The following is a 22,067-nucleotide window of genomic DNA, read 5'->3' as shown; positions in this document are numbered from 1 at the left end:
GGATGCCAGCGTTGATATCAGGCGGCTGCGACACGCGGACGATCAACCCCCCAGGACGCGCAGCGCCGCGTCGGCGTGCTCGTTCATGTTCGTCGCGCTCTGCACCACGGCGATGATGGTCCGGTCGGTGCCGATCACGAACGTCACCCGTCGCGTGCTCAGCGGGCCCAGCGGCAGCCGCCGCCGTACCCCGAACGCCGTCGCGACCGTCCCGTCGACGTCCGACAGCAGCGGGTAGTCGAACCCGTGCAGCTGGGCGAACTCGGCCTGCCGCGCGACCGGGTCGCGGCTGATGCCCACCCGCTGGGCGCCCACGGCCGCGAACTCCGCGGCCAGGTCCCGGAAGTGGCAGCTCTCCGCCGTGCAACCGCGGGTCATCGCCGCCGGGTAGAAGAACAGCACCACGGGTCCCGCCGCCAGCAGCTCCGACAGCCGCCGCACCGTCCCCGTCTGGTCCGGCAGCGCGAAGTCCTCCACCACGTCCCCGACGTCCAGCACCAGCCCACCTCCGCATCGACACCGACGCGCGGAGCCTAGAGCAGTGCGGCGCGGAGGGTCAGCCCCAGACCGCCGCGATGTCGCCGGCCACGGTGGCGGCCTGGTCGCGGCCCGCCCGGGCGGCGGCCGCGCGGCGCGCCGGGTTGAGCACGTTGCGGCCGATCGCCTCACGCGCCGCCGCGTCCGGCGCCACCACCGCGACCCGCGCCCCCTCCGCCCGCAACGCGGCCACCTGCGCGGCCAGCCGTGGCATCGGGCCGAACGCGGCGGCCGTGGGCGCCAGCACCACCACGGCCCGCGCGCCGGCGGCCAGGTCCGCGTTGACCGGCGACCGCATGCCCCCGTCGACGTACCGGCGATCGCCGATCGTCACCGGCGGCCACACGCCGGGCACCGCGCAGCTGGCCCCGACCGCGTCCACCAACGACACCCCGGAGCCGGCGTCGAAGACGACGAACTCGCCGGAGTGCGCGTCCACCGCTGTGACCAGCAGCCGCCGCGCCGGCCACTCCCGGGCCGGCAACCGTGCCTCGATCACCGTGCGCCGCGACGCCTCCGAGGGCGTACGCGCGGCGATCGCCATCGCGCCGATGCGCGCTCGCGCCCGAACCGGGTCCCGGCGGGCGCCGGCCCACACCAGCTTCGCCATCTCGGCGAGCCCGAACCGGGCGGCCACCTCGCCGTGCGGCGGGGCGAGCTGTCCGGCGTACGCCTCTTCGGGGGCCCGCCCGGAGCAGAGCTGCGCGCCCACCATCGACCCGGCGGACGTGCCCACGACCAGGTCCGCCTCGGCCAGCGCCACGCCGCGCTCCGCGAGACCGGCGAGCAGCCCCCACTCCCACGCCACCCCGGTGACCCCACCGCCGCCCAGCACCAACGCCCGCGTCATGTGATCTTCACCTCCGCCTCGGTTCGTGCCGGTCACGGTAGCGTCGCGGCATCGTCTGCGGCAGAGGGAGGGACACGTTGGAACCGGTCACCGTCATCACCGGCGGCAGCCGCGGCATCGGCGCCGCCACCGCCCGCCGGCTCGCCCGGGCCGGCCACCACGTCGCCTTCGGCTACCGCCGGGACCACGACGCCGCCCAGGCGGTCCTCGCCGACATTCACGCCGCCGGTCGCCGCGGCCTCGCCGTGCCGGCCGACACCACCGACGCCGACCAGGTCACCGCACTGTTCGACGCCGCCGCCGACCTCGGTGACCTCACCGGCCTGGTCAACAACGCCGGCGTCACCAGCCCGATCGGCCCGTTCGTCGACCTGGATGCCGGCGACCTGCGCCGCGTCGTCGACGTCAACCTCATCGGGTACGTCCTCTGCGCCCAGCAGGCGGCCCGCCGGATGAGCGCCGGTGGGGCCATCGTCAACGTGTCGTCCGCCGCCGCCACCCTCGGCAGCCCGGGCGAGTACGTCCACTACGCCGCGGTGAAGGCCGCCACCGACACCCTCACCGTCGGTCTGGCCAAGGAACTCGCCCCTCGTGGCATCCGGGTCAACGCGGTCGCCCCCGGCATCATCCGCACGGACATCCACGCCGTCTCCGGGGTGCCCGACCGTCCCGACACCGCCGCCGGTCGTATTCCGTTGGGCCGGGCCGGGGAGGCCGACGAGGTGGCTGCCGCGATCGCCTGGCTGCTCACCCCCGACGCCTCCTACACGACCGGCACCGTCCTCCGCGTCTCCGGCGGCCTCTAACCCCACCACCCCCCCCGCGCCCCCCACGCCCCCGCCCCACCCCCTCCCCGCGATCTTGCACTTTCGGCCCGGCTCGTGGTCGATATGCCTGCTATGGCGGGGCAGGAAGTGCAAGATCGCCGGGGGAGGGGGACGGGGAGGGGGACGGGGGGAGGGGGTCAGCTGGTGAAGAGTTTTGCTGCTGTGATCAGCGTCTGGAGCACTCCGTAGCCCAGGAGCAGCGACACCACCAGCCAGGAGATCCACAGGCGGGCCCGCTGTCCGCGCGGTTCGATCTTGTTCATCGCGTACCGCTCCTCTGCGCCGTCGTCGCCTCAACCGCACCGTCGGGATCCGGTGCCGTCCGTTCGTGGAACCGCTCGGGCACCGGCCGGACCAGCAGGTTCGCGACGAACCCCACCGCCAGCACGCCGACCATCGTGAACAGGGCCGGCCGGTAGGCCGCCGCCGTCAGCGTTCCCGGTTCGCCCTGGGCGTCGAGGAACCCGTTGACGATCAGCGGCCCGGCGATCCCGGCCGCCGACCACGCCGTCAACAGCCGTCCGTGGATGGCGCCGACCTGGAACGTGCCGAACAGGTCCCGCAGGTACGCCGGCACCGTCGCGAACCCGCCGCCGTAGAAGGACAGGATCACGCACGCCAGCAGCACGAACAGTGCCGTCGCCGCGTGCCCCACGAGGGCCAGCAGGGCGTACAGGACCATGCCCACACCCAGGTAGAGCAGGTAGATCGGCTTGCGGCCGATCACGTCCGACGTGGACGACCACACGAACCGGCCGGCCATGTTGAACAGCGACAGCAGGCCCACGAAGCCGCCGGCCGCCGCCACCGACACCGCGGAGGCGCCGTTGTCGCGGAAGAAGTCCTGGATCATCGGGCTCGCCTGCTCCAGGATTCCGATGCCGGCGGTGACGTTGCAGAACAGCACCACCCACAGCAGCCAGAACGAACGGGTCCTGACCGCGTTGGCCGCCGACACGTTCGCCGTGGTCACCAGCGGCTTCGCCGCCACCCGAGCCGGGTCGAAGCCCGCCGGCCGCCAGTCCGGCGCCGGCACGCGTACGTTGAACACGCCGAACATCATGATCAGGAAGTAGCCGATGCCCAGCGTCACGAACAGCCACACCAGCGCGCCGCCGGACGCCGTCGAACCGGCGTTCGCCGGGTCGTAGCCGGAGTCGTAGAACGACAGCAGTTGCCGGGACAGGGGGGAGGCCACCATCGCGCCACCACCGAAGCCCATGATGGCCAGCCCGGTGGCCAGGCCCGGCCGGTCCGGGAACCACTTGATCAACGTGGACACCGGGGAGATGTAGCCGATCCCCAGCCCGATGCCGCCCAGCAGCCCGTACCCCAGGTACAGCAGCCACAGTTGTCGGGTCGCGATGCCCAGCGCGCCGACCAGGAACCCGGCCGCCCAGAAGGACGCGGAGACGAACATCGCCTTCCGCGGTCCGTTCGCCTCCACCCACGTGCCGGCGACGGCGGCGGACAGCCCGAGCATCACGATCGCGATGCTGAAGATGACGCCGATCGCGGTCTGACTCGTGTCGAAGTGCGCGATGAGCGAGTTCTTGTACACGCTCGTCGCGTAGACCTGCCCGATGCAGAGATGGATCGCCAGCGCCGCCGGAGGAATCAGCCAACGGCTGTACCCCGGCGGCGCGACGGTGTGCCGACGATCGAGTGCGGAAAGCATGTCGATGCTTCCTCTCCGGTGAGGATGGAAATCCTCCTCACTTCATGCCCCCGTCGATGGGCCGCGGAAAACCGTATACAAACCGGCTCGTCGCCGGACGGTCGCTGCGGTGAGCCGAACGGTCGACGCGCGCCCGGATTCGTCCCGCTCGACGGGGCGCTCGGGACCCCGGTCGACCGCCACCTCGGCAGGCCCGCGTCCGGCGTCGGTCACCCGGTGCCGGTCACCTCCGCGCCGTCGTCCGCCGCCGGGTCGCCGACGCCGCTGAGCAGCTCCAGCCGCGGGATGAGCCGCAACGCGATGCGGGCGCGCCCTGGACCGGTGACGTTGCGCGGGCCGTACTTCGCGTCGAACAGCGCCAGTACCCGCATCCGTTCCTCGTCCCCGTCCACCCGCACGAGCCGGAACGAGGTGCCCGACCATCCGTTCGCGGGCAACGGGCGGGACAGCCGCACCTCCAGCGGGCCGGTGCCGTGGTCGGTCAACTGGTCCACCATCGGTGAGCCGTCGATGCACCACTCGTCGCCCTCGGCGACGAAGTGCACCTCGCACGAGCGGAGCACCGTCGGTCCTCGGCTGACCGTCAACGGCAGGCACACGTACTCATCGAGGTGCCGCGTGCTGGGATGGCGCCACAGCTCGGCGAAGCGACTCTCCACGAAGTCACCGAGCGGACTGGCGATGAACACCTCGAGGTGCGGCGACGCCGACGCCCGCGCCCCGATCGGAAAGAACGAGATCAGGGCCTTGTCGTCCCAGCGGAACATGTGGATCGACGGCGACGCGTCGTAGATGCGGACGTGGAACCGCGCCCGCAGCCCCTTGTCGAGCGACGTCGCGAACTCGTTCAGCCGCCGCAGGTTGTCCACCAGCACCCTGCGGACGTCGATCGGCCGGATCTCCTCTGCCCGCTGAGATGCGGCGGCCGAGTCGGGGTCGAGCAGCAGCACCCGGACGACCACCCCGTTGCCCAGCGCGGTCCGCAGTGCGCTCAGGAAGCGTTCCCGGCCGCCGCCTTCGAGCAGATGGCTGCCCGTGTCCATGATCGCCACCACGCTGGTCGCGGCGGCCACGTGCGCGCTGAACTCCTCGTCGTCCAGGCGTGGATGCTCCTCCACCCGGGAACGCCGCAGCTCCTCGAAGAGCGGATCGAAGATCGCGTACGTGAGGGCCACGATGACGACGCTGGCACCGATGTTGAGCAGCACGTCCCGGTCGTAACCGTCCTCGGACCGCCCCCAGGCCAGCAGCGCCACCGACAGCGCGATCAGCGCCAGGGAACCGGCGATCCGACGCAGGCGCCAGCGCAGACGGCGACGGAGAACCCCCGCGATCCGTTTGCCCACGCGACCTCCCCCTGGCGCAGGTGAGATCGATGATCGCCCATCACGTGATCCGGCGCAACGCCCGGTGTTCCTCTCGTCACCGACGAAGCGCGGCGCGCAAGCCGCCGTTCGCCGTCGCCGGCCGCAACCCGTCACGACCGGGCCAGCCGGTCGGCGGCACCACGAGGCCCCGATAATCGGCCGCATGCCCAGTCTGGTCACCCCCGCTCTCGCGCCCGGCTCCCTGGCCCGGCTGACCCAACCCGAGATCGACGGCCACGGCGTACGCCTGCGCCCCTGGCGCCGCGACGACGGCCCGGCGGTGGTCGCCGGCTACGCCGACCCGGCCATCCGCCGCTGGCACTGCCGCTCGATGACCCTCGACGAGGCCCGCAGCTGGATCGACACCTGGCCGCGGCGGTGGCGCAGCGAGACCGGGGCCGGCTGGGCGGTCGTCGACGCCGACAACCCCGGTGGCGTCCTGGGTCAGATCAGCCTGCGCCGCCTCGACCTGGCCGAAGGTCTGGCCGAGGTGTCGTACTGGGTGCTGCCGGCCGCCCGTGGCCGGCGCGTCGCCCCGAGCGCGTTGACGGCGCTGGCCCGCTGGTCCTTCACCGTCCTGCGCCTGCACCGGGTGGAGCTGGCGCACTCCACGGCCAACCCGGCCTCCTGCCGGGTGGCCGAGCGGGCCGGGTTCGCCGCCGAGGGCACCAAGCGGGCCGAGGCGCTGCACACGGACGGCTGGCACGACATGCACCTGCACGCCCGCCTCGCCAGCGACGGAACGGGCGGACCGGTCGCGCCGGCGGCTGAGGGGGAGAGGCCGGTCCCGACACGATAAGGAAGGTTTACAGTCCGGGGCCGACCCAGGTAGCGTGCGAAAACCGATCGACCGCCACCTATCAGGACGAGGCCTGGAGGTCTTCATGCGTCGCCGGAACACCCTGACGCGGCTGCTGGCCGTAGCCGCACTCGGACTGCCGATCATCCTGCCGGCAGCCCCGGCCGCCGCCACGCCCGCCGCCCCGCAACGGCAGCTGGCAGACGTCATCCCCGCACCCGTCGAGACCCGCCCCGACGCCCGGGGCACGTTCACTCTCCGCCCCCACACCGTCATCCGCACGGCACCCGGCTCCGCCGCCGCGTGGCGGGTCGGTCGGCAACTCGCCGAGACGCTGCGTCCCGCGACCGGTTACCCGCTGCCGGTCCTGCCGGTCCACTCGACACCGCTGCCCGAGATCGCCCTGCTCATCGGTGGCGCGGACGCGCGCGTCGGTCAGGAGGGCTACCAGCTCGACGTGACCCGGCAGCGGGTGACGATCCGGGCCAGGACCGAGGCCGGCCTGTTCGCCGGCGTCCAGACGTTGCGCCAGCTGCTGCCCGCGGCGATCGAGGCCCCCACCCGCCAGCGCGCCACCTGGACGGTGCCGGGCGGCCGGATCGTCGACCACCCACGCTTCGCGTACCGGGGCGCGATGCTCGACCTCGCCCGGCACTTCCACACCGTCGACGAGATCAACGCGTACGTCGACCTGCTCAGCCAGTACAAAATCAACTACCTGCACCTGCACCTGACCGACGACCAGGGCTGGCGCATCCAGATCGACTCCTGGCCGCGGCTCACCACCGTCGGCGGCGGCCCCGGCACCGGCGTCGACGGCGTCGGCCCCGGCTTCCTCACCAAGGCCGACTACCGGGCCGTCGTCGCGTACGCCGCGGCACGCCACATCACCATCGTCCCGGAGATCGACATGCCGGGGCACACCAACGCCGCCCAGTCGACGTACGCCGAACTCAACTGCGACGGTGTCGCCCCGGCGCCGCGCACCGACATCGCGGTGGGCTACAGCTCCCTGTGCATCGGCGACGAGCTCACCTACCGGTTCGTGGAGGACGTCATCCGCGAGCTCGCCGCGATCACCCCGGGACCGTTCCTGCACGTCGGCGGCGACGAGGCGCACGCCACCACCGACGCGGAGTACGCCACCTTCATGCGGCGGGTGCTGCCGCTGGTCGCCAAGTACGGCAAGCGCGCCTACGGCTGGAACGAGGTCATGCAGGTCGACCCGCCCACCGACGTGGTGGCCCAGTTCTGGGGCACCGGCACCAGCAACGCCGACCTGGCCGAGGCGGCCGCCCGGGGCAACAAGGTGGTCATGTCACCGGCCAACAAGGCGTACCTCGACATGAAGTACGACCGCGGCACTCCGCTGGGCCTGTCCTGGGCCGCCTACATCGAGGTCCGCGACGCGTACGACTGGGACCCGGCGACCCGGGTCGCCGGCGTCGGTGAGCAGTCGGTCCTCGGCGTCGAGGCGCCGCTGTGGTCGGAGACGCTGCGCTCGATCGAGGACATCGAGTTCATGGCGTTCCCGCGCCTGCCCGCGATCGCCGAGCTGGGCTGGTCGAGCCGGGCCAGCCACGACTGGGACTCGTTCCGGGCGCGGCTGGGGGAGCAGGCACCCCGCTGGCGCCTGCAGGACGTCAACTTCTACCCGTCGCCGCAGGTCGACTGGTCCTGACCGCTGGTCGACGGCGCGTCCGCGTCGCCGCGGGTCACCCCGACCCGCGGCGACGCCCGCGTTCAGCCGGCCGTCGCGGGTCGCTCCGGCGGCAGGTCGACCGGGTACGGCTGCTCGAAGTCGGCGGAGCGGCTGACCTGCTCCCACGTGCTGGCCTCGTCGATCTGCCGGCGCGAGTAGTCCAGGGCCATCTGCACCGCGAGCGCCCCGATGGGCAGGTGCGACGGCAGGTCACGGCGGTCCATCATGCGGACCAGGATCTCGGCGGCGCGCACCGGGTCGCCGGCGGTGAGCATCGGGTTGGGCTGCCGGCGCAGGCCGACGGTGCTCTCGTACTCCGGCGGGATGTCGTGCACCTGCATGGAGGAGCCCGCCCAGTCGGTCGCGAAGCCGCTGGGTTCCACGACGAGGGTACGGATGCCGAACGGCGCCGTCTCGGCGGCGAGGACCCGGGTGAAGCCGTCGACGGCAAACTTCGCCGCCTGGTACGAGCCCAGGCCGGGGCTACCGCCGACCCGGCCGCCGAGGGACGAGAACTGGATGATCGTGCCGCCGCCCTGTTCCCGCAGCACCGGCACCGCCGCCCGCGACACGTGGTAGACGCCCCAGAAGTTCGTCTCGAACTGGCGCCGGAAGTCCTCCTCGGTGCCGCTCTCGATGGGCGCGAGGTTCGCGTACCCGGCGTTGTTGACGAACACGTCGACGCGGCCGAAGCGCTCCACCGCCGTCGCGACGGCGGTCGCGACGGCCTCCTGCCGGGTGACGTCGAGGGCCACCGGCAGGATGCGCTCGCCGTACTGCTCGACGAGGTCGGAGAGCTGCTCGGGCGTACGGGCGGTGGCGACGACCTGGTGGCCGGCCTCCAGGGCGGCGGTGGTGAGGGCTCGGCCGAAGCCGCGGGACGAGCCGGTGATGAACCATGTCTGAGCCATGCAGATAGCAAAACACGGTTTCGTTAATATCGCAACGGAGTTGTGTTAGAGTGGGTGTGATGTCCACGACCCCGCAGCAACGCGCCCGCAGCGACGAGGCCAAGCAGCTGCGCGAGCGCGCCATCCTCGACGCGGCCCGGGCCCTCGGCGCCGAACGCAGCGTCCGCGGGGTGACCCTCACCGACATCGCGGCGGCCGTCGGCATGCACAAGTCCGCCATGCTGCGCTACTTCGAGACCCGTGAGCAGATCTTCCTGACCCTCACCGCCGAAGGCTGGCGCGAGTGGTCCATCGGCGTGCGGGCGTCCCTCGACGCCCTCGACCCGGCCACCCCCGAGACCGTGGCGGCCACCATCGCCCAGTCGCTGACCGACCGGCCCTTCTTCTGCGACCTGCTCTCCCAGGCCCCGCTCAACCTCGAACGCAACGTGTCGCTCGACGCCGCCCGCCGCTTCAAGACGAGCGTCCTGAGCGTGGTCGACACGCTCGTCCACGACCTGCGCCGGCTGCTGGGCCTCACCGACCGCCAAGCCGTCGACGTCGTCGCCACCGCCACCGGCATGGCCGGCGCGCTCTGGCAGATGGCCGCACCCGGCACCCCACTGCGCACCCTCTACGAGACCCACCCCGAGCTCGCCCACGCCGCCGTCGACGTCGGCCCCCAGCTCACCCGCATCCTGACCGCCCTGCTGACCGGCCTGGGCGCCGCCGCCGGCACCTGCTGACCTGCCACGCCCACGAAGCCACGTACGTGGGCAACTGTCGGCCCCCTGTGGCACCATCCAGCACGTGAGCAGCCGATCCGCCGACGACCAGCGCCTACGCGACCTGGCCCGGTTGCGCCGCGTCCGCGACCGGATCGACCGGGACTACGCGAAGCCCCTCGACGTCGAGGCGCTCGCCCGTGGCGCCAACATGTCCGCCGGGCACCTCAGCCGCCAGTTCCGCCAGGCCTACGGCGAATCGCCCTACTCCTACCTCATGACCCGCCGCATCGAGCGGGCGATGGCCCTGCTGCGCCGGGGCGACCTGAGCGTCACCGAGGTCTGCTTCACCGTCGGCTGCTCCTCCCTGGGCACCTTCAGCACCCGCTTCACCGAGCTGGTCGGCGTCCCGCCCAGCGCCTACCGCGCCCGCCACGCGCCCGCCGCCCCGGAGATGCCCACCTGCCTGACCAAACAGGTCACCAGACCGGTCAGGAATCGAGAAGCCCCCGGCCCGCAGCCGCAGCTAGCGTGACCGCCATGACCATCAGCATCCACTACGCCTTCCTCCCGCACACCGACGCCGAGGCCGCCCTCGCCTTCTACCGCGACACGCTCGGTTTCGAGGTCCGCAACGACGTCGGCTACGACGGCATGCGCTGGCTCACCGTCGGCCCGCCCAACCAGCCCGGCACCTCCCTCGTGCTGCACCCGCCGGCGGTCGACCCCGGCATCACCGACGACGAGCGCCGCACCATCCTCGAACTCATCGCCAAGGGCAGCTACGGCGCTGTCACCCTCGCCAGCGACGACCTCGACGCCCTCTTCGCGCGTCTCGAGGCCAGCGGCGCCGACGTCGTCCAGGAGCCCACCGAGCAGCCGTACGGTGTTCGCGACTGCGCGTTCCGCGACCCGACCGGCAACCTGATCCGCATCAACGAAGTGCGCTGACCCGACTCCCACCACCGGACGCTGGAGACACGACACGCATGGCCACGAGGACGCACACCCCGCCGCCCCCGCCGCACGCGGCTGACGATCACGACATGATCCGCGTGCAGGGCGCCCGCGAGAACAATCTCAAGGACGTCAGCGTCGAGATCCCGAAACGCCGACTCACCGTGTTCACCGGTGTCTCCGGCTCCGGCAAGAGCTCCCTGGTCTTCGGCACCATCGCCGCCGAGTCGCAGCGGCTGATCAACGAGACCTACAGCGCCTTCGTGCAGGGCTTCATGCCCACGCTGGCCCGTCCCGAGGTCGACCTCCTCGACGGCCTGACCACCGCGATCATCGTCGACCAGGAGCGGATGGGCGCCAACCCCCGCTCCACGGTCGGCACCGCCACCGACGCCAACGCCATGCTGCGGATCCTCTTCAGCCGGCTCGGCCAGCCGCACATCGGCTCGCCCAACGCCTACTCGTTCAACGTCCCCTCGGTGAAGGCCAGCGGCGCGATCACCGTCGAACGCGGTGCCGGCAAGACGAAGACCGAGAAGGCCACCTTCACGCGGCTCGGCGGCATGTGCCCCCGCTGTGAAGGCATGGGCTCGGTCAACGACATCGACCTCACCCAGCTCTACGACGACACCAAGTCGCTCAACGAGGGCGCCATCACCATCCCCGGCTACAGCATGGAGGGCTGGTTCGGGCGCATCTTCCGCGGCTGCGGCTACTTCGACCCCGACAAGCCCATCAGCAAGTACACGAAGAAGGAGCTGCACGACCTTCTGCACCGCGAACCAACAAAGATCAAAATTGAGGGCATCAACCTCACCTACGTCGGCCTGATCCCGCAGATCCAGAAGTCCTTCCTCGCCAAGGACGTCGACGCGCTCCAGCCCCACATCCGCGCCTTCGTCGAACGAGCGGTCACCTTCACCACCTGCCCCGAGTGCGACGGCACCCGCCTCAGCGCGGAAGCCCGCTCCTCCAAGATCAACGGCAAGAGCATCGCCGACGTCTGCGCCATGCAGATCACCGACCTCGCCGACTGGATCCGTGACCTCGACGAGCCCTCCGTCGCCCCACTGCTCGCCGGCCTGCAACACCTCCTCGACTCGTTCGCGCAGATCGGCCTGGGCTACCTCTCCCTCGACCGCCCCGCCGGCACCCTGTCCGGGGGAGAGGCGCAACGCACCAAGATGATCCGCCACCTCGGCTCGTCGCTGACCGACGTCACCTACGTCTTCGACGAACCGACCATCGGCCTGCACCCGCACGACATCGAACGCATGAACGAGCTGCTGCTGCGCCTGCGGGACAAGGGCAACACCGTCCTCGTCGTCGAACACAAACCCGAGACCATCGCCATCGCCGACCACGTCGTCGACCTCGGCCCCGCCGCCGGCTCCGGCGGCGGCACCGTCTGCTACGAAGGCCCCGTCGACGGCCTGCGCGCCAGCGACACCATCACCGGCCGGCACCTCGACGACCGGGCGACCCTCAAGGACACCGTCCGGCAGCCCACCGGCACGCTCGAGGTCCGCGGCGCCTCGACCCACAACCTCCGCGACGTCGACGTGGACATCCCCCTCGGCGTGCTCTGCGTCGTCACCGGCGTCGCCGGCTCCGGCAAGAGCTCACTGATCCACGGCTCCGTCGCCGGACGCGACGGCGTGGTCGTCGTCGACCAGAGCGCGATCCGCGGCTCCCGGCGCAGCAACCCGGCCACCTACACCGGCCTGCTCGACCCGATCCGCAAAGCGTTCGCCAAGGCCAACGGCGTCAAGCCCGCACTGTTCAGCTCCAACTCCGAAGGAGCCTGCCCCACCTGCAACGGCGCCGGCGTCATCTACACCGACCTGGGCGTCATGGCCACCGTCGAGTCCACCTGCGAGGACTGCGAAGGCAAGCGCTTCCAGGCCGCCGTCCTGGAATACACCCTCGGCGGCCGCGACATCGCCGAGGTGCTGGCGATGTCCGTGACCGAGGCCGAGGAGTTCTTCGGCGCCGGCGACGCGCGCACCCCGGCCGCCCACGCCATCCTCGGCCGCCTCGCCGACGTCGGCCTCGGCTACCTCACCCTCGGCCAGCCCCTGACCACCCTGTCCGGAGGCGAGCGGCAACGCCTCAAGCTCGCCACCCAGATGGCCGACAAGGGCGGCGTCTACGTCCTCGACGAGCCGACCACCGGCCTGCACCTCGCCGACGTCGCGCAACTGCTGGGCCTGCTCGACCGGCTCGTCGACGCCGGCAAGTCCGTCATCGTCATCGAACACCACCAGGCCGTCATGGCACACGCCGACTGGATCATCGACCTCGGGCCCGGCGCCGGTCACGACGGTGGACGCATCGTCTTCCAGGGCACGCCCGCCGACCTCGTCGCCGCCCGCTCCACCCTCACCGGCGAACACCTGGCGACGTACGTCGGCGCCTGACAGCGGCACCCGCACGGCCGGACCTTCTGCCGTCCGGCCGTCGGCGGCTACGCTTCGACGCATGTCCAGCTGGCGATCGCGAAGCCAGGCGACGAACACCATCCTGGTGCTCGTGGTCGGCCTGGTCGCGGTCGTCGGCCTGCTGGTGCAGTCGCGGGGCATCGACACCGCCGCCGAAGGGGCCGCCCTGCTGGCCGTGCTGGCCGGCACCGGCGCGCTGCACCTGCGCCGCCGACACCCGGTGGCGGTCGGCCTGGTGGCGCTGGCCGCGGTCAGCGCGTACGGGGCGCTCCTGCACCGGCCCGGCCCCATCATGCTCGTCTTCGTCGTCGCGCTCTACACCGTCGTCGACGAGGGCCACCTCGCGGTCGCCATCGGCCTGGGCGCCGCCTCCGTCGTCACCTTCGCCGCCGCCGACAGCTACCACCGCACCGCGGACACCGGCAACGGGGCCACGCTGCTGCACGCCGGCTGGCTCGTCGCCGTCATCGCCGGCGTGACCCGTAACCGCCGCGCCTACCTCGCCGAGGCGCAGGCCCGGGTGCTCGCCGCCGAGCAGAGCAAGGACGAGGAGGCCCGACGCCGGGCCACCGAGGAGCGGCTCCGCATCGCCCGCGAACTGCACGACACACTCGGCCACCACCTGTCACTGATCAACGTCCAGGCCAGCGCCGCGCTGCACCGCCCCGACCCCGCCCGAGCCGAGCAGGCACTCGCTGCCATCAAACAGACGAGCAAGGAGACGCTGCGGGAGCTGCGCGCGACCCTGGGCATCCTCCGCCAGGACGACCAGACACCGACGGCTCCCACGCCCGGCCTGAGCCGCCTCGACGAACTCGTCACGACCGCCGGCCGGTCCGGGCTGACGATCCACACCGAACTGGCCGAGACCCGACCGTTGCCACCGGAGGTCGACCTGGCCGCGTACCGGATCGTCCAGGAGGCACTCACCAACGTCACCCGGCACGCCGACGCCACCTCCGCCGTGATCCGGGTCCGGCCGGCGGGCGACGACGTGCTGATCGAGGTCGACGACGACGGCACCGGCACACCGGGACCGCCCGGCAACGGAATCCTCGGCATGGGGGAGCGGGCCCGAGCACTGGGCGGTTCGCTGACCACCGGCCCCGGACCGGACGGCGGCTTCCACGTCCGCGCCCGCCTCCCCCTGCGCCCCGACCCGGTGCCGACGGGAGCGACAGCGTGATCCGGGTACTGGTCGCCGACGACCAGACCCTGGTACGCGCCGGATTCCGGTCCATCCTCGACGGCGAGGACGACATCGAGGTGGTCGGCGAGGCAGCCGACGGCGCAGAGGCCGTACGGCTCTCCCGGCAGCTGCGGCCGGACATCGTCCTGATGGACATCCGGATGCCGCGCCTGGACGGCCTGGCCGCCACCCGGGAGATCACCGCCAGCTCCGAGGTCCGCGTGATCATCCTGACCACCTTCGACCTGGACGACTACGTCTACGGCGCGCTGCGGGCCGGCGCCAGCGGTTTCCTCGTCAAGGACACCGAACCGGGAGAGCTGATCCACGGGGTACGCGTGGTCGCCCGCGGCGACGCCCTGATCGCGCCGTCGATCACCCGCCGGCTGATCGCCGAGTTCGCCGCCCGGGCCCCCCATCCCGACCCGGGACCGCGGCTGCGCGCCCTCACCGAGCGGGAGCGGGAGGTGATGGGGCTGGTCGCCGCCGGCCTCTCCAACGACGAGATCGCCGCCCGGCAGGTGCTGAGCCCCGCCACCGCGAAGACGCACGTCAGCCGAATCATGACCAAGGCCCAGGTCCGCGACCGGGCCCAACTGGTGATCCTCGCCTACGAGTCCGGCTTGACCGTCCCCGGCTGGCTCGCCCGCTCCTGAGTCGACCGGTCAGCCGGCGCGGCGGGAACGGACCAACGCCAGCCCGCCGAGAACGATGCTGATGACCCCCACCACCAGGGCCACATAGGCGCCGCCTCGCCCGTTGCCGGTGCCGATGCCGCTGTCGGAGGTCGCCACCACCAGCGCACCCAGAACGACACCGACCAGACCGACCACCAGTGCCACCGTGGCCCGCAACCGGCCACCCGCAGCGCCGACCCGACCCGCGGGGCGGGCCAGGGCGAGCCCGCCGACGATCGCGCCGGTCAGCCCCAGCACGGCGGCCACGGAGGCCCCGAGTCGCCCGGCGCTCATGGTGAACACACCGGCGGCGGCCGGCTGCGCCGAGATGTGCGCGGCAAGCCCGATCTCCGCGGGCAGGACGGCGGTGAGCAGGTGACGGACGGACATTGGGGACCCCTTTGCTCGCAGGACGGCTACAGGCGGCAGCGTATGTACGGACACCGCCTCGGGTCGTCATGCCGGAGTTGCCGATGGACCTACCACCCGGGTCGTACGCGCCCGGGCTGACGCACCGCCACAGTTGACCCTCCCACCGGGTCGTCACTCACCACGCCCCGAGCACCCCAGTCGTCGACCCCGGGGCTGATCCCCGGCCACCAGTACCAGTGCACCAGGTCAGCGGCGGCGCTCCGCCCGACGATGTGCTGCTGATCCCCGTGCACGAACGAGTGCGCCACCCCGGGCGAGGGGAGTGGTGCTTCCGGGTCGCCCGAAGGCGCACCGCCCGTCAACATTCCGACACCACGATTCCCGCGCGCGGCAAGGATCCGGGCCGCGGCGGGCCCTCGTGAACCCACCCCGGCCCTGACGCCCACGGCTGACCTCGGTGCCTGCCCCGACGCTGGCCCTCACGTCCGCGGTCCCCGCACGTGCGGGGCCGCACGGACCGGCCGGACCGGAGCCCTGGACCGGAGAGGCAGTGGTGCAGGGGACGCCACCGTGCGTGCGATCCTGGCCGGAGGCCGGGCGATCCCATGTAGCCACGGCAGTCAGGTGAGGCGAACGATGACCGTTGAGCAATACTGGACCAAGACCGACGACGAGTTGTACGCCCTCCTGGGAGCCGAACTCGTCGGCGAGGGCATCGGCCTGTCGCCGGAAGACGACGAGAACCACCGGCGCTTCGGCCAGGAGTGGTTCAGCAGCAAGCATCGAGAGTTGCAGCGCAAGATCTGCCACGACGAACGGATCCAGCCGTTGCTCGGCACGACCGGCTCCGACCGGCTCATCGACGCGATCACCGTCTACGAGACGCTGCGGCTGATCGAGGATGCGTCACTGTCGACGATCGGCATGCTCGCCGTGCTGATCTCCCGTGTGGGCCTCGGCGAGTTCTGCCGAAACGCCCCTCGACCGAGATGAGCACCGACCCGGGCGCGAGATCCATGGCCGAGGTCCTGGCGAACACCATCAGGATCGACCGCGAAGACCAACTCGAAGACATGATCCAGGGCCTGGTCGACCTGAACGCGGTCGATGATCTCGCCCAGCTCGAGGAGAACACCCGCGACTGGCAGCGGAGCGTGTGGAGCACCCAGCACCGCAACCCGGTCGACGGGCTGGTCGCAGAGCTGACCAGCGAGGCGATGGCAGCCATGGCCGAGTTGACGGACAGACCCGAGCGACTCGCCCGCGTCTTCGTCGTCACCCTCAAGCAGGAGAAGGTGATGGCGCGACTGCGCCCGCTGCCCGACGGATCCGCGCTCGTTCTGATCTCCGACGCCACCTTCACCCTCTGCCATCTCTATGCCGGCTGCGCGGCCGAGGGCATGGCGCAACTCCAATCGGGACGCCGGCTGCGCGACCTGTGGCGGGCGGGCAGAGCCGTACGCGACAACAGACTCGGAGCCGACCCGGTGCTGCTCGGCGGCCTGCTGCGGTACTACCTGGTCAACCAGCGGATCTACGCGCTGGCCGCCAAACTGGGCCACCGCCAGACGCGACAGACCGAGACGATCAGCCTGTGGCTCTCCATGCAGGCCATGTCGTTCGCGCTCTGTCACGAGATCGCCCACCACGTGCTGGATCACCGTCCTGCCGCGAGCGTCGCTCCGCCCGGTGACGACCAGTCCGCATGCCCCCTCAGCGAACAACAGGAGTTCGAGGCGGATCTGCTCGGCTACCAGGCAGCCATGCGCGTCGGCCGACGCGCCAGCGCCGCGATCCCCACCACCAGCGGCGTCGACGTTCCCGAACTGGGCGCCGCCTTGGGCGCGCTGGTCGGGATGCTGGCCATTCACGTGACCGAACAAGGGCTGTTCGTCCGCCGCGGACGCAGCCACCCGCCCGCTCCCGCCCGGGCCGCCCGGCTCCTCGACCAGTTCAGCGGCGCGACCCGCCAGTTCGCCGAACTGTTCCTCACCGACCTGGTACGGGCTACCCGGGAGGCCGTCGACTTCTCGCCCTCCGGCCGACCGTTCGACGTTGCCTGGTTCTCGCGGGAGCCGCGGGTCAACTCGCCGCAGCCCTCGCACTACCTCCAGGCGATCTCGCTCCTCGACCGGTTGCAGTGCCGCTCGCGGGACGACCACGCCGCGATACTCGCCAGGATCGACAAGACGTCCCCGTTCTCACTGACCGAGGGCGCGCGTGCGTGCCTCGCGGGGGACGCTGAGGCGGCCCTCCTGAGCTGGGGTGTGCCGGCCAGCACGGTCGACGAGATCTGCGCCCCGCACCGGGCGCTTGAATTCTCCACGCTGGTCAGCCATTTACGGTCGTCGATAGCCGCCCACGGCGTGCCCAGCGAGGCCCATCTCACGGCGAGCGTGGTCATCACCCAACTGCTCGTGCCGCTGCTCGGCTCCCGACCTGCCGCTTGACGTCGGCCGGTCCGCCCGGGGGACCAGCGGGCCTGCCCGACATCAGCCCGGCGAGCGCGCAGGACAGAGTCTTTCCGGGTCACCCGGCGTCGGGCACCGGGTCGCCGACGCTCCGTCGCGGCTCGGACGCCCCAGGCCGCGCTCAGGTTCGCGTGAGACAGCTCGATACGAGCGAGCAGGGGCAACAGCGCCACTTCCGGTCTGGTCGGTGGCCTTCGGCGCGGATTCGATAATGTACATTATGTAAAGTTGATCGGATCGGGCCTCCCCGAGAGGGGTCAGGGTTGCCGTCCGGGCCGGTGCCGCGCATCGCGGAGCCCCGCGTCGACCGCCCTATTACGGAAGGGCCTGAATGGCTACGCGTCCACGTGAGATCCCCGCGCCCGTGAAGGCGTGCGGACCAAAGGATCTCGGCACTGGCGCCGTGTGACCCCCAACGCGCCGCGCTGGCGGGCGGCTCCAGCCGGATGCCGCCGGTGCAGGTCCATGGGTCAATCCAAGCCCTGTGGCTTCCGCGGCGAGCCCGAGAATCGCCGGCGTCGCGGTTGGTCCACGCCGGATGCTGACGTGGCGGTGTCTTCCCGACGGCAGACCCCACCACCGGGCCGACCTGGAGTCGTTCAGGTCCTGCGCCAACCCACCCCCGGGTCAACGCCAGCGTCGCCCGTGAAACCGCCCTCGATCGCCCCGCTCTCCCCCAACTTCGTCGATCTTGGCTGGAACGCGAGAATCATGCATAATGTCCCTTATGCATGACAAACAGGACGAATCGGTAAGTCGCCTGATCGAGGAGTTCCTGACCGCCCGGGCCACCCGCAAGCCCTCCCCCCACACCCTGGCCGCCTACCGGCGGGACCTGCGAACGGTCGCGACGCTGGCCGGCGAGACCGTCACCCCTCCCCTCCCCCTCGACGACCTGACCGTCGAGGCCCTGTCCCCCCGTGTCATGCGGGCGGCGTTCGCCCGGTTCGCCGCTGCCCGCGCGGTCGCGTCCGTCCACCGTGCCTGGTCCACCTGGAACAGCTTCTTCACCTTCCTGGTCGCCGAGGCGGTCGTACCGGGGAACCCGATGCCGGCGGTGGGGCGGCCCCGCACGCCGCTCCCCCAGCCCAAGCCGCTGCGGGGCGAGGACACCCCGGAGGAGCTGCTGGCAGCCGTGGCCCGCGAGGACGGCCGTCAGCGGGACCCGTGGCCGCAGCGCGACCTGGCGGTGCTGGCGTTGGCGCTCTGCGCGGGGCTGCGGCTGTCCGAGCTGTTGGCGCTGCGGGTCGGCTCGGTCGTCGGTCGGGAGGGCGAGCGGCGGGTGGACGTGGCCGGCAAGGGTGGGCGACCGCGGGCGGTGCCGATTGAGGTGGGTCTGGAGCGGGTGCTGGCCGAGTACCTGGAGAGTCGGCGGCGCCGGTTCGGGGCGCGCAGCGTACGGCCGGATTCGCCGCTGCTGGTGGACCGGCGGGGTGAGGCGCTGCGCCGGGGTGGGCTGCAGTACCTGGTGGAGTCCTGTTACCGGCGGGCGGGCATCGGTGACCGGGTGCCACGCGGTGCGCGGCTGCACGCGCTGCGGCACACGTTCGCGACCCGGCTGGCCGAGGACGGGGCGAGCGCGGCGGAGATCATGCGGCTGCTGGGGCACGCGTCGTTGGCGTCGTCGCAGACGTACATCGAGGTGACGGCCGGGCAGCAGCGCGACGCGGTACGGGCCAACCGCACCAACCGGGCCCTCGCCGCGTTGCTGCCCGCCGACGAGCGCTGACGGTCGGCGGAGGGCGCGTCAGTGGGCGCGGTGGCCGGTGCCGTCGGCGGTCTTGGGCAGCGGGCCGAGCACCGCGTTGACGAGGTGGATGCGGGCGCCGGTGGCCTGGTAGTCGGCGCAGACCGCGTCGGCCTTGTCGCCGAACCGGGTGGTGGGGCCGCTGCGGGTGACGGTGAGGGTGGTGCCGTCGAGGGTGGTGGCGGTGCCCGCGGCGGCGAGCTGGTCGAGGCTGTGGGTGCCGGCGATCAGGTGGGCCTTGACGAGGGTGCGCAGCTTGTCGTGGTCCCGGGTCATGAGGGTGTCCCAGGTGTCGTCGTTGAACCAGGCGGCGAAGGCGTCGTCGGTGGGAGCGAGCAGGGTGAGGTCGTCCTGGTGGAGGTCGGTGAGCAGGCCGCTGGTGCGTAGGGCGGCCTCGAAGGTGGTGAGGGTGGGAATCCACTGGAGGGCCTTGTCGACGGGTTGCCCGGCGAGGTCGGTGGGGTTGCCGGGTTCGCTGCCGGTGGGCAGGGCGTCGCAGAGGGGCCCTGCGACGGCGACCCGGGTGCTGCTCGCGTCGTCGCGGTTCTCGCCGGTGGTGCAGGCGGTGGCGGTGAGCAGCAGAGCCGCGGCGGCGAGGCTGGCGAGGCGGCGGCGGGTGCGCGGGTACGACACGGCGGTCTCCACGGGTCGGGTGGGTGGTGCCGGCCGGGCGGGCTGGTGGGCTCGCCCGGCCGGCACCGTCGGTCACCGGGTGGGTGTCACAGGGTGGCGCACTGGCCGGCGCGGGGGCCGGTCCCGGTGTTGCGGATGGTGAGGTTGCTCGGTGCGGGGGTGTTGCCGGTGCAGGAGATCGGGCCGGTGACCGCGTTGCCGACGAGCAGTGGCTCGGTGGCGGTGCGGTTGCCGGCGAGGTCGACGGGGCCGGTGACGGTGACGTCGATCAGGGAGATGGCGTCGGTGGTGCCGGTCAGGCGGACCGGGCCGGTGACGCGGCTGTCGGCGAGCAGGACGCCGGCGGCGTTGCTGGCGTTGATCGGGCCGGTGACGGTGGTGCCGGTGGCGACGAGCGCGGCGCCGGGCCGGACGGTGACGGGGCCGGTGATGGTGGCGTCGGCGGCGCAGGTGAAGCCGGTGACGGTGAGCGGGCCGGTGCGCCGGCCGGTGAGGGTCGGGTAGATCCGTTCGCCGTCGACGAGCTTCTCCACGCCCAGCTCGTCGAGCAGCAGCGGGATGAGGCCGCGTTCGGGCTGGTTGAGCGGGACGTAGTAGCTGTCGCCGACCTTGACGACCTGCCAGCCGTGGTCGGCGATGCGGTCGGCGACGGTGGCGCCGTTGCCGCCGGGTCCGTCGGTGCGGGCGCCGCGGTACTGCTCCTCGGTGAGCCGGTAGGCGCAGGGGGCGTTGTCGAGGATGAGGTTGGCCGGCGGGGCGTCGATCGGCGGCGGGCTGTCGCCGGGGTGCGGTGCCGGGTGGGCGGGGATGGGTCGGGAGCCGCGGAAGACGAGGCGCCCGGTGTTGCTGGCCTGCCAGGTGATGGCTTCGGCGCGGGCCTGGGTGATGGCGGGCAGGTTCGCCCGGTGGTAGTCGAGGAAGTGCTGGAAGGTCCAGAGGGCGGAGAAGGTCTTGCGGCGGCGGTTGTTGGCGGTGTTGCCCTCGTCCGGTCGGGTCTGTCCGCCGGAGCTGCGCAGCTCCAGCAGGGAGTTGACGACGTTCTTCAGGCCGAGGGTGTTGCGGAGGATGGTCTCCTCGCTGAGGCCGACGCTGCCGCCGCCTTCGCAGCCGTAGGGGCAGGCCCACCAGCCGTCCTTGGCGCCTTCGCCGTACATGTGGCCTTCGATCATGTCCATGGACTCGTCGAAGATGGACTGCGGGACGTTCTGGTGTCGCGGCGGGAGCATGGGCAGGTCGCCGGCGCGGGAGTTGCCGTATTCGTGTCCGTCGTAGCCGGCGATGGGCCGGTACTGGCGGAGCATGTTGACGTACGCGGCGGTCTCCGGCTGGCGGATGAGCGAGTAGTCGCGGTTGAGGTCCTGGCCGGTGGAGTTGCCGCGGGTGTTGGCGGCGCGGCCGTCACCGTTGATCGTGGGGACGATCAGGACGGTGGTGTGGCTGAGCAGGTCGATGGTGCGGGCGTCGGTGGCGAAGGCGAGTTGCCGGGCCATGATGAGGCAGGCTTCGCGGTCGCCGGGTTCGTTGCCGTGGACGTTGCAGTTGATGGCCAGCGGTGAGGTGGCGGCCACGGCGGCCGGGGTGGCCGGTGGGGTGGGGTAGCCGATGACGAACATGTTGATCGGTCGGTTCAGCACCGTCCGGCCGATCTCCACGACGCGTACGCGGTCGCTGAGTGCGTCGATCGCGGCCGTGTAGGCGTATTCGTCGGTGTCGCTGGTGTACTGGGCGGCGCGGGTGGTCTCCCACTGGGTGCGCAGCTGCTGGCCGGGGGTGGTGGGGTCGCCCCAGGGGGCGGTGGTGGTGCCGGTGACGGGCTCGGAGTAGGGCTGTTCGGTGGTGCCGGTGCGGGCGCGGACGCGCCAGGTGAACCGGTCGCCGGGGTTGAAGCCGGCGTCGGCGAAGGTGGGTGCCTCCTGGTTGATCTGCCGGTTGGGTCGCCAGATGCCGACGATGGTGGGGGTGCCGGTGGGGGTGCCGGTGGCGTCGACGGGGGTGCGTTCGATCTGGTAGTCGGTGGCGCCGTCGACGGGCTGCCAGGCGAGGGTGGCGTAGCCGTCGCCCTGGCGGACGGTGAGGTCGGTGACCTGGTGGGGTGCGGCCGGGTCGGCGTAGGCCGGTCCGGCGAGGGGGGTGAGAGTGAGGGTGAGCAGTGTGGACAGTGCGATGAGGGTGGTGCGGGGGCGTCTCATGTGGCCTCCGTGAGGG

21 protein-coding genes and 1 pseudogene are annotated in these 22,067 nt (G+C 71.9%); 12 read left to right on the top strand and 10 right to left on the bottom strand.

Annotation, left to right across the window (positions count from 1 at the left end; genetic code table 11):
- Positions 1-42 precede the first annotated feature (42 nt).
- The gene (locus GA0070620_RS05270; protein ID WP_091588820.1) at positions 43-498 is read right to left on the bottom strand and encodes a peroxiredoxin; all 456 of its coding nucleotides are present in this window, start codon (positions 496-498) and stop codon (positions 43-45) included.
- 58 nt (positions 499-556) lie between these two features.
- Positions 557-1,387: a patatin-like phospholipase family protein gene (locus GA0070620_RS05265; RefSeq protein ID WP_091588819.1), complete on the bottom strand. Its 831-nt coding sequence runs from the start codon at positions 1,385-1,387 to the stop codon at positions 557-559.
- A 77-nt stretch (positions 1,388-1,464) separates the two neighbouring features.
- Between GA0070620_RS05265 and GA0070620_RS05260 the strand changes: the two genes are divergently transcribed.
- Positions 1,465-2,193 carry an SDR family oxidoreductase gene (locus GA0070620_RS05260; protein WP_091588818.1) on the top strand — a complete coding sequence of 243 codons (729 nt, stop codon included), beginning with the start codon at positions 1,465-1,467 and terminating at the stop codon, positions 2,191-2,193.
- Positions 2,194-2,351: 158 nt separating this feature from the next.
- Here GA0070620_RS05260 and GA0070620_RS33965 read toward each other — a convergent pair whose 3' ends face one another.
- The 3 genes from GA0070620_RS33965 to GA0070620_RS05250 all read right to left on the bottom strand — a co-directional run bounded on the left by GA0070620_RS33965 (position 2,352) and on the right by GA0070620_RS05250 (position 5,238).
- Positions 2,352-2,477 (bottom strand): MFS transporter small subunit, encoded by a 126-nt coding sequence (locus tag GA0070620_RS33965; RefSeq protein ID WP_269456561.1) that lies wholly within the window; start codon positions 2,475-2,477, stop codon positions 2,352-2,354.
- Positions 2,474-3,892 (bottom strand): OFA family MFS transporter, encoded by a 1,419-nt coding sequence (locus tag GA0070620_RS05255; protein WP_091588817.1) that lies wholly within the window; start codon positions 3,890-3,892, stop codon positions 2,474-2,476. Before GA0070620_RS05255 ends, GA0070620_RS33965 begins: the two co-directional genes overlap by 4 nt.
- A gap of 209 nt (positions 3,893-4,101) precedes the next feature.
- Positions 4,102-5,238 (bottom strand): hypothetical protein, encoded by a 1,137-nt coding sequence (locus GA0070620_RS05250; protein WP_091588816.1) that lies wholly within the window; start codon positions 5,236-5,238, stop codon positions 4,102-4,104.
- Positions 5,239-5,422: 184 nt separating this feature from the next.
- Here GA0070620_RS05250 and GA0070620_RS05245 point away from each other — a divergent pair, with 184 nt between their 5' ends.
- Together GA0070620_RS05245 and GA0070620_RS05240 are read left to right on the top strand one after the other, a co-directional pair.
- Positions 5,423-6,058 carry a GNAT family N-acetyltransferase gene (locus tag GA0070620_RS05245; protein WP_091588815.1) on the top strand — a complete coding sequence of 212 codons (636 nt, stop codon included), beginning with the start codon at positions 5,423-5,425 and terminating at the stop codon, positions 6,056-6,058.
- An 85-nt stretch (positions 6,059-6,143) separates the two neighbouring features.
- Positions 6,144-7,739, top strand: coding sequence for a beta-N-acetylhexosaminidase (locus tag GA0070620_RS05240; protein WP_091588814.1), 1,596 nt, complete (start codon positions 6,144-6,146; stop codon positions 7,737-7,739).
- A 62-nt stretch (positions 7,740-7,801) separates the two neighbouring features.
- Here the strand turns inward: GA0070620_RS05240 and GA0070620_RS05235 are convergent, their stop codons facing one another.
- Positions 7,802-8,671, bottom strand: a complete 870-nt coding sequence (locus tag GA0070620_RS05235; RefSeq protein WP_091588813.1) for an SDR family NAD(P)-dependent oxidoreductase — start codon at positions 8,669-8,671, stop codon at positions 7,802-7,804.
- Between the two features lie 59 nt (positions 8,672-8,730).
- Between GA0070620_RS05235 and GA0070620_RS05230 the strand changes: the two genes are divergently transcribed.
- From GA0070620_RS05230 to GA0070620_RS05205, 6 genes are all read left to right on the top strand, one after another.
- A complete protein-coding gene (locus tag GA0070620_RS05230) occupies positions 8,731-9,396 on the top strand; it encodes a TetR/AcrR family transcriptional regulator (protein WP_091588812.1) in 666 nt (221 codons plus the stop codon).
- 64 nt (positions 9,397-9,460) lie between these two features.
- The gene (locus GA0070620_RS05225; protein ID WP_091588811.1) at positions 9,461-9,910 is read left to right on the top strand and encodes a helix-turn-helix transcriptional regulator; all 450 of its coding nucleotides are present in this window, start codon (positions 9,461-9,463) and stop codon (positions 9,908-9,910) included.
- A 5-nt stretch (positions 9,911-9,915) separates the two neighbouring features.
- A complete protein-coding gene (locus GA0070620_RS05220; protein WP_091598070.1) occupies positions 9,916-10,326 on the top strand; it encodes a VOC family protein in 411 nt (136 codons plus the stop codon).
- Positions 10,327-10,364: 38 nt separating this feature from the next.
- Complete coding sequence (locus tag GA0070620_RS05215; protein WP_091588810.1) at positions 10,365-12,752, top strand: ATP-binding cassette domain-containing protein; 2,388 nt, start codon at positions 10,365-10,367, stop codon at positions 12,750-12,752.
- A 61-nt stretch (positions 12,753-12,813) separates the two neighbouring features.
- Entirely contained in the window at positions 12,814-13,959 is a 1,146-nt protein-coding gene (locus GA0070620_RS05210) for a sensor histidine kinase (RefSeq protein ID WP_091588809.1), read from the top strand.
- Complete coding sequence (locus GA0070620_RS05205; protein WP_091588808.1) at positions 13,956-14,618, top strand: response regulator transcription factor; 663 nt, start codon at positions 13,956-13,958, stop codon at positions 14,616-14,618. Before GA0070620_RS05210 ends, GA0070620_RS05205 begins: the two co-directional genes overlap by 4 nt.
- 9 nt (positions 14,619-14,627) lie before the next feature.
- On the opposite strand, the gene GA0070620_RS05200 is transcribed toward GA0070620_RS05205, so the two are convergent.
- Both GA0070620_RS05200 and GA0070620_RS05195 read right to left on the bottom strand, forming a co-directional pair.
- Positions 14,628-15,029, bottom strand: a complete 402-nt coding sequence (locus tag GA0070620_RS05200) for a DUF6223 family protein (RefSeq protein ID WP_091588807.1) — start codon at positions 15,027-15,029, stop codon at positions 14,628-14,630.
- Between the two features lie 89 nt (positions 15,030-15,118).
- Positions 15,119-15,394 (bottom strand): annotated as a pseudogene (locus tag GA0070620_RS05195) (hypothetical protein); the annotation flags it as partial.
- 187 nt (positions 15,395-15,581) lie between these two features.
- On the opposite strand from GA0070620_RS05195, the gene GA0070620_RS05190 reads away from it, so the two are divergent.
- The 3 genes from GA0070620_RS05190 (at position 15,582) to GA0070620_RS05180 (ending at position 19,211) form a co-directional block, all read left to right on the top strand.
- On the top strand, positions 15,582-16,004 hold the full coding sequence (locus tag GA0070620_RS05190) for a hypothetical protein (RefSeq protein ID WP_157741539.1): 423 nt from the start codon (positions 15,582-15,584) through the stop codon (positions 16,002-16,004).
- Positions 16,001-17,461, top strand: coding sequence for a M48 family metalloprotease (locus GA0070620_RS05185; protein ID WP_091588804.1), 1,461 nt, complete (start codon positions 16,001-16,003; stop codon positions 17,459-17,461). The genes GA0070620_RS05190 and GA0070620_RS05185 overlap by 4 nt, the downstream gene beginning before the upstream one ends.
- A gap of 748 nt (positions 17,462-18,209) precedes the next feature.
- Positions 18,210-19,211 (top strand): tyrosine-type recombinase/integrase, encoded by a 1,002-nt coding sequence (locus GA0070620_RS05180; RefSeq protein ID WP_091588803.1) that lies wholly within the window; start codon positions 18,210-18,212, stop codon positions 19,209-19,211.
- A gap of 18 nt (positions 19,212-19,229) precedes the next feature.
- Here GA0070620_RS05180 and GA0070620_RS05175 read toward each other — a convergent pair whose 3' ends face one another.
- The gene (locus tag GA0070620_RS05175) at positions 19,230-19,862 is read right to left on the bottom strand and encodes a fasciclin domain-containing protein (RefSeq protein ID WP_157741538.1); all 633 of its coding nucleotides are present in this window, start codon (positions 19,860-19,862) and stop codon (positions 19,230-19,232) included.
- An 86-nt stretch (positions 19,863-19,948) separates the two neighbouring features.
- Positions 19,949-22,051 carry a M14 family zinc carboxypeptidase gene (locus tag GA0070620_RS05170; RefSeq protein ID WP_091588801.1) on the bottom strand — a complete coding sequence of 701 codons (2,103 nt, stop codon included), beginning with the start codon at positions 22,049-22,051 and terminating at the stop codon, positions 19,949-19,951.
- Positions 22,052-22,067: the final 16 nt, after the last annotated feature.

This window comes from Micromonospora krabiensis, from assembly GCF_900091425.1.
GTDB lineage: Bacteria > Actinomycetota > Actinomycetes > Mycobacteriales > Micromonosporaceae > Micromonospora > Micromonospora krabiensis.
This window is presented reverse-complemented; position numbering and strand designations above follow the sequence as displayed.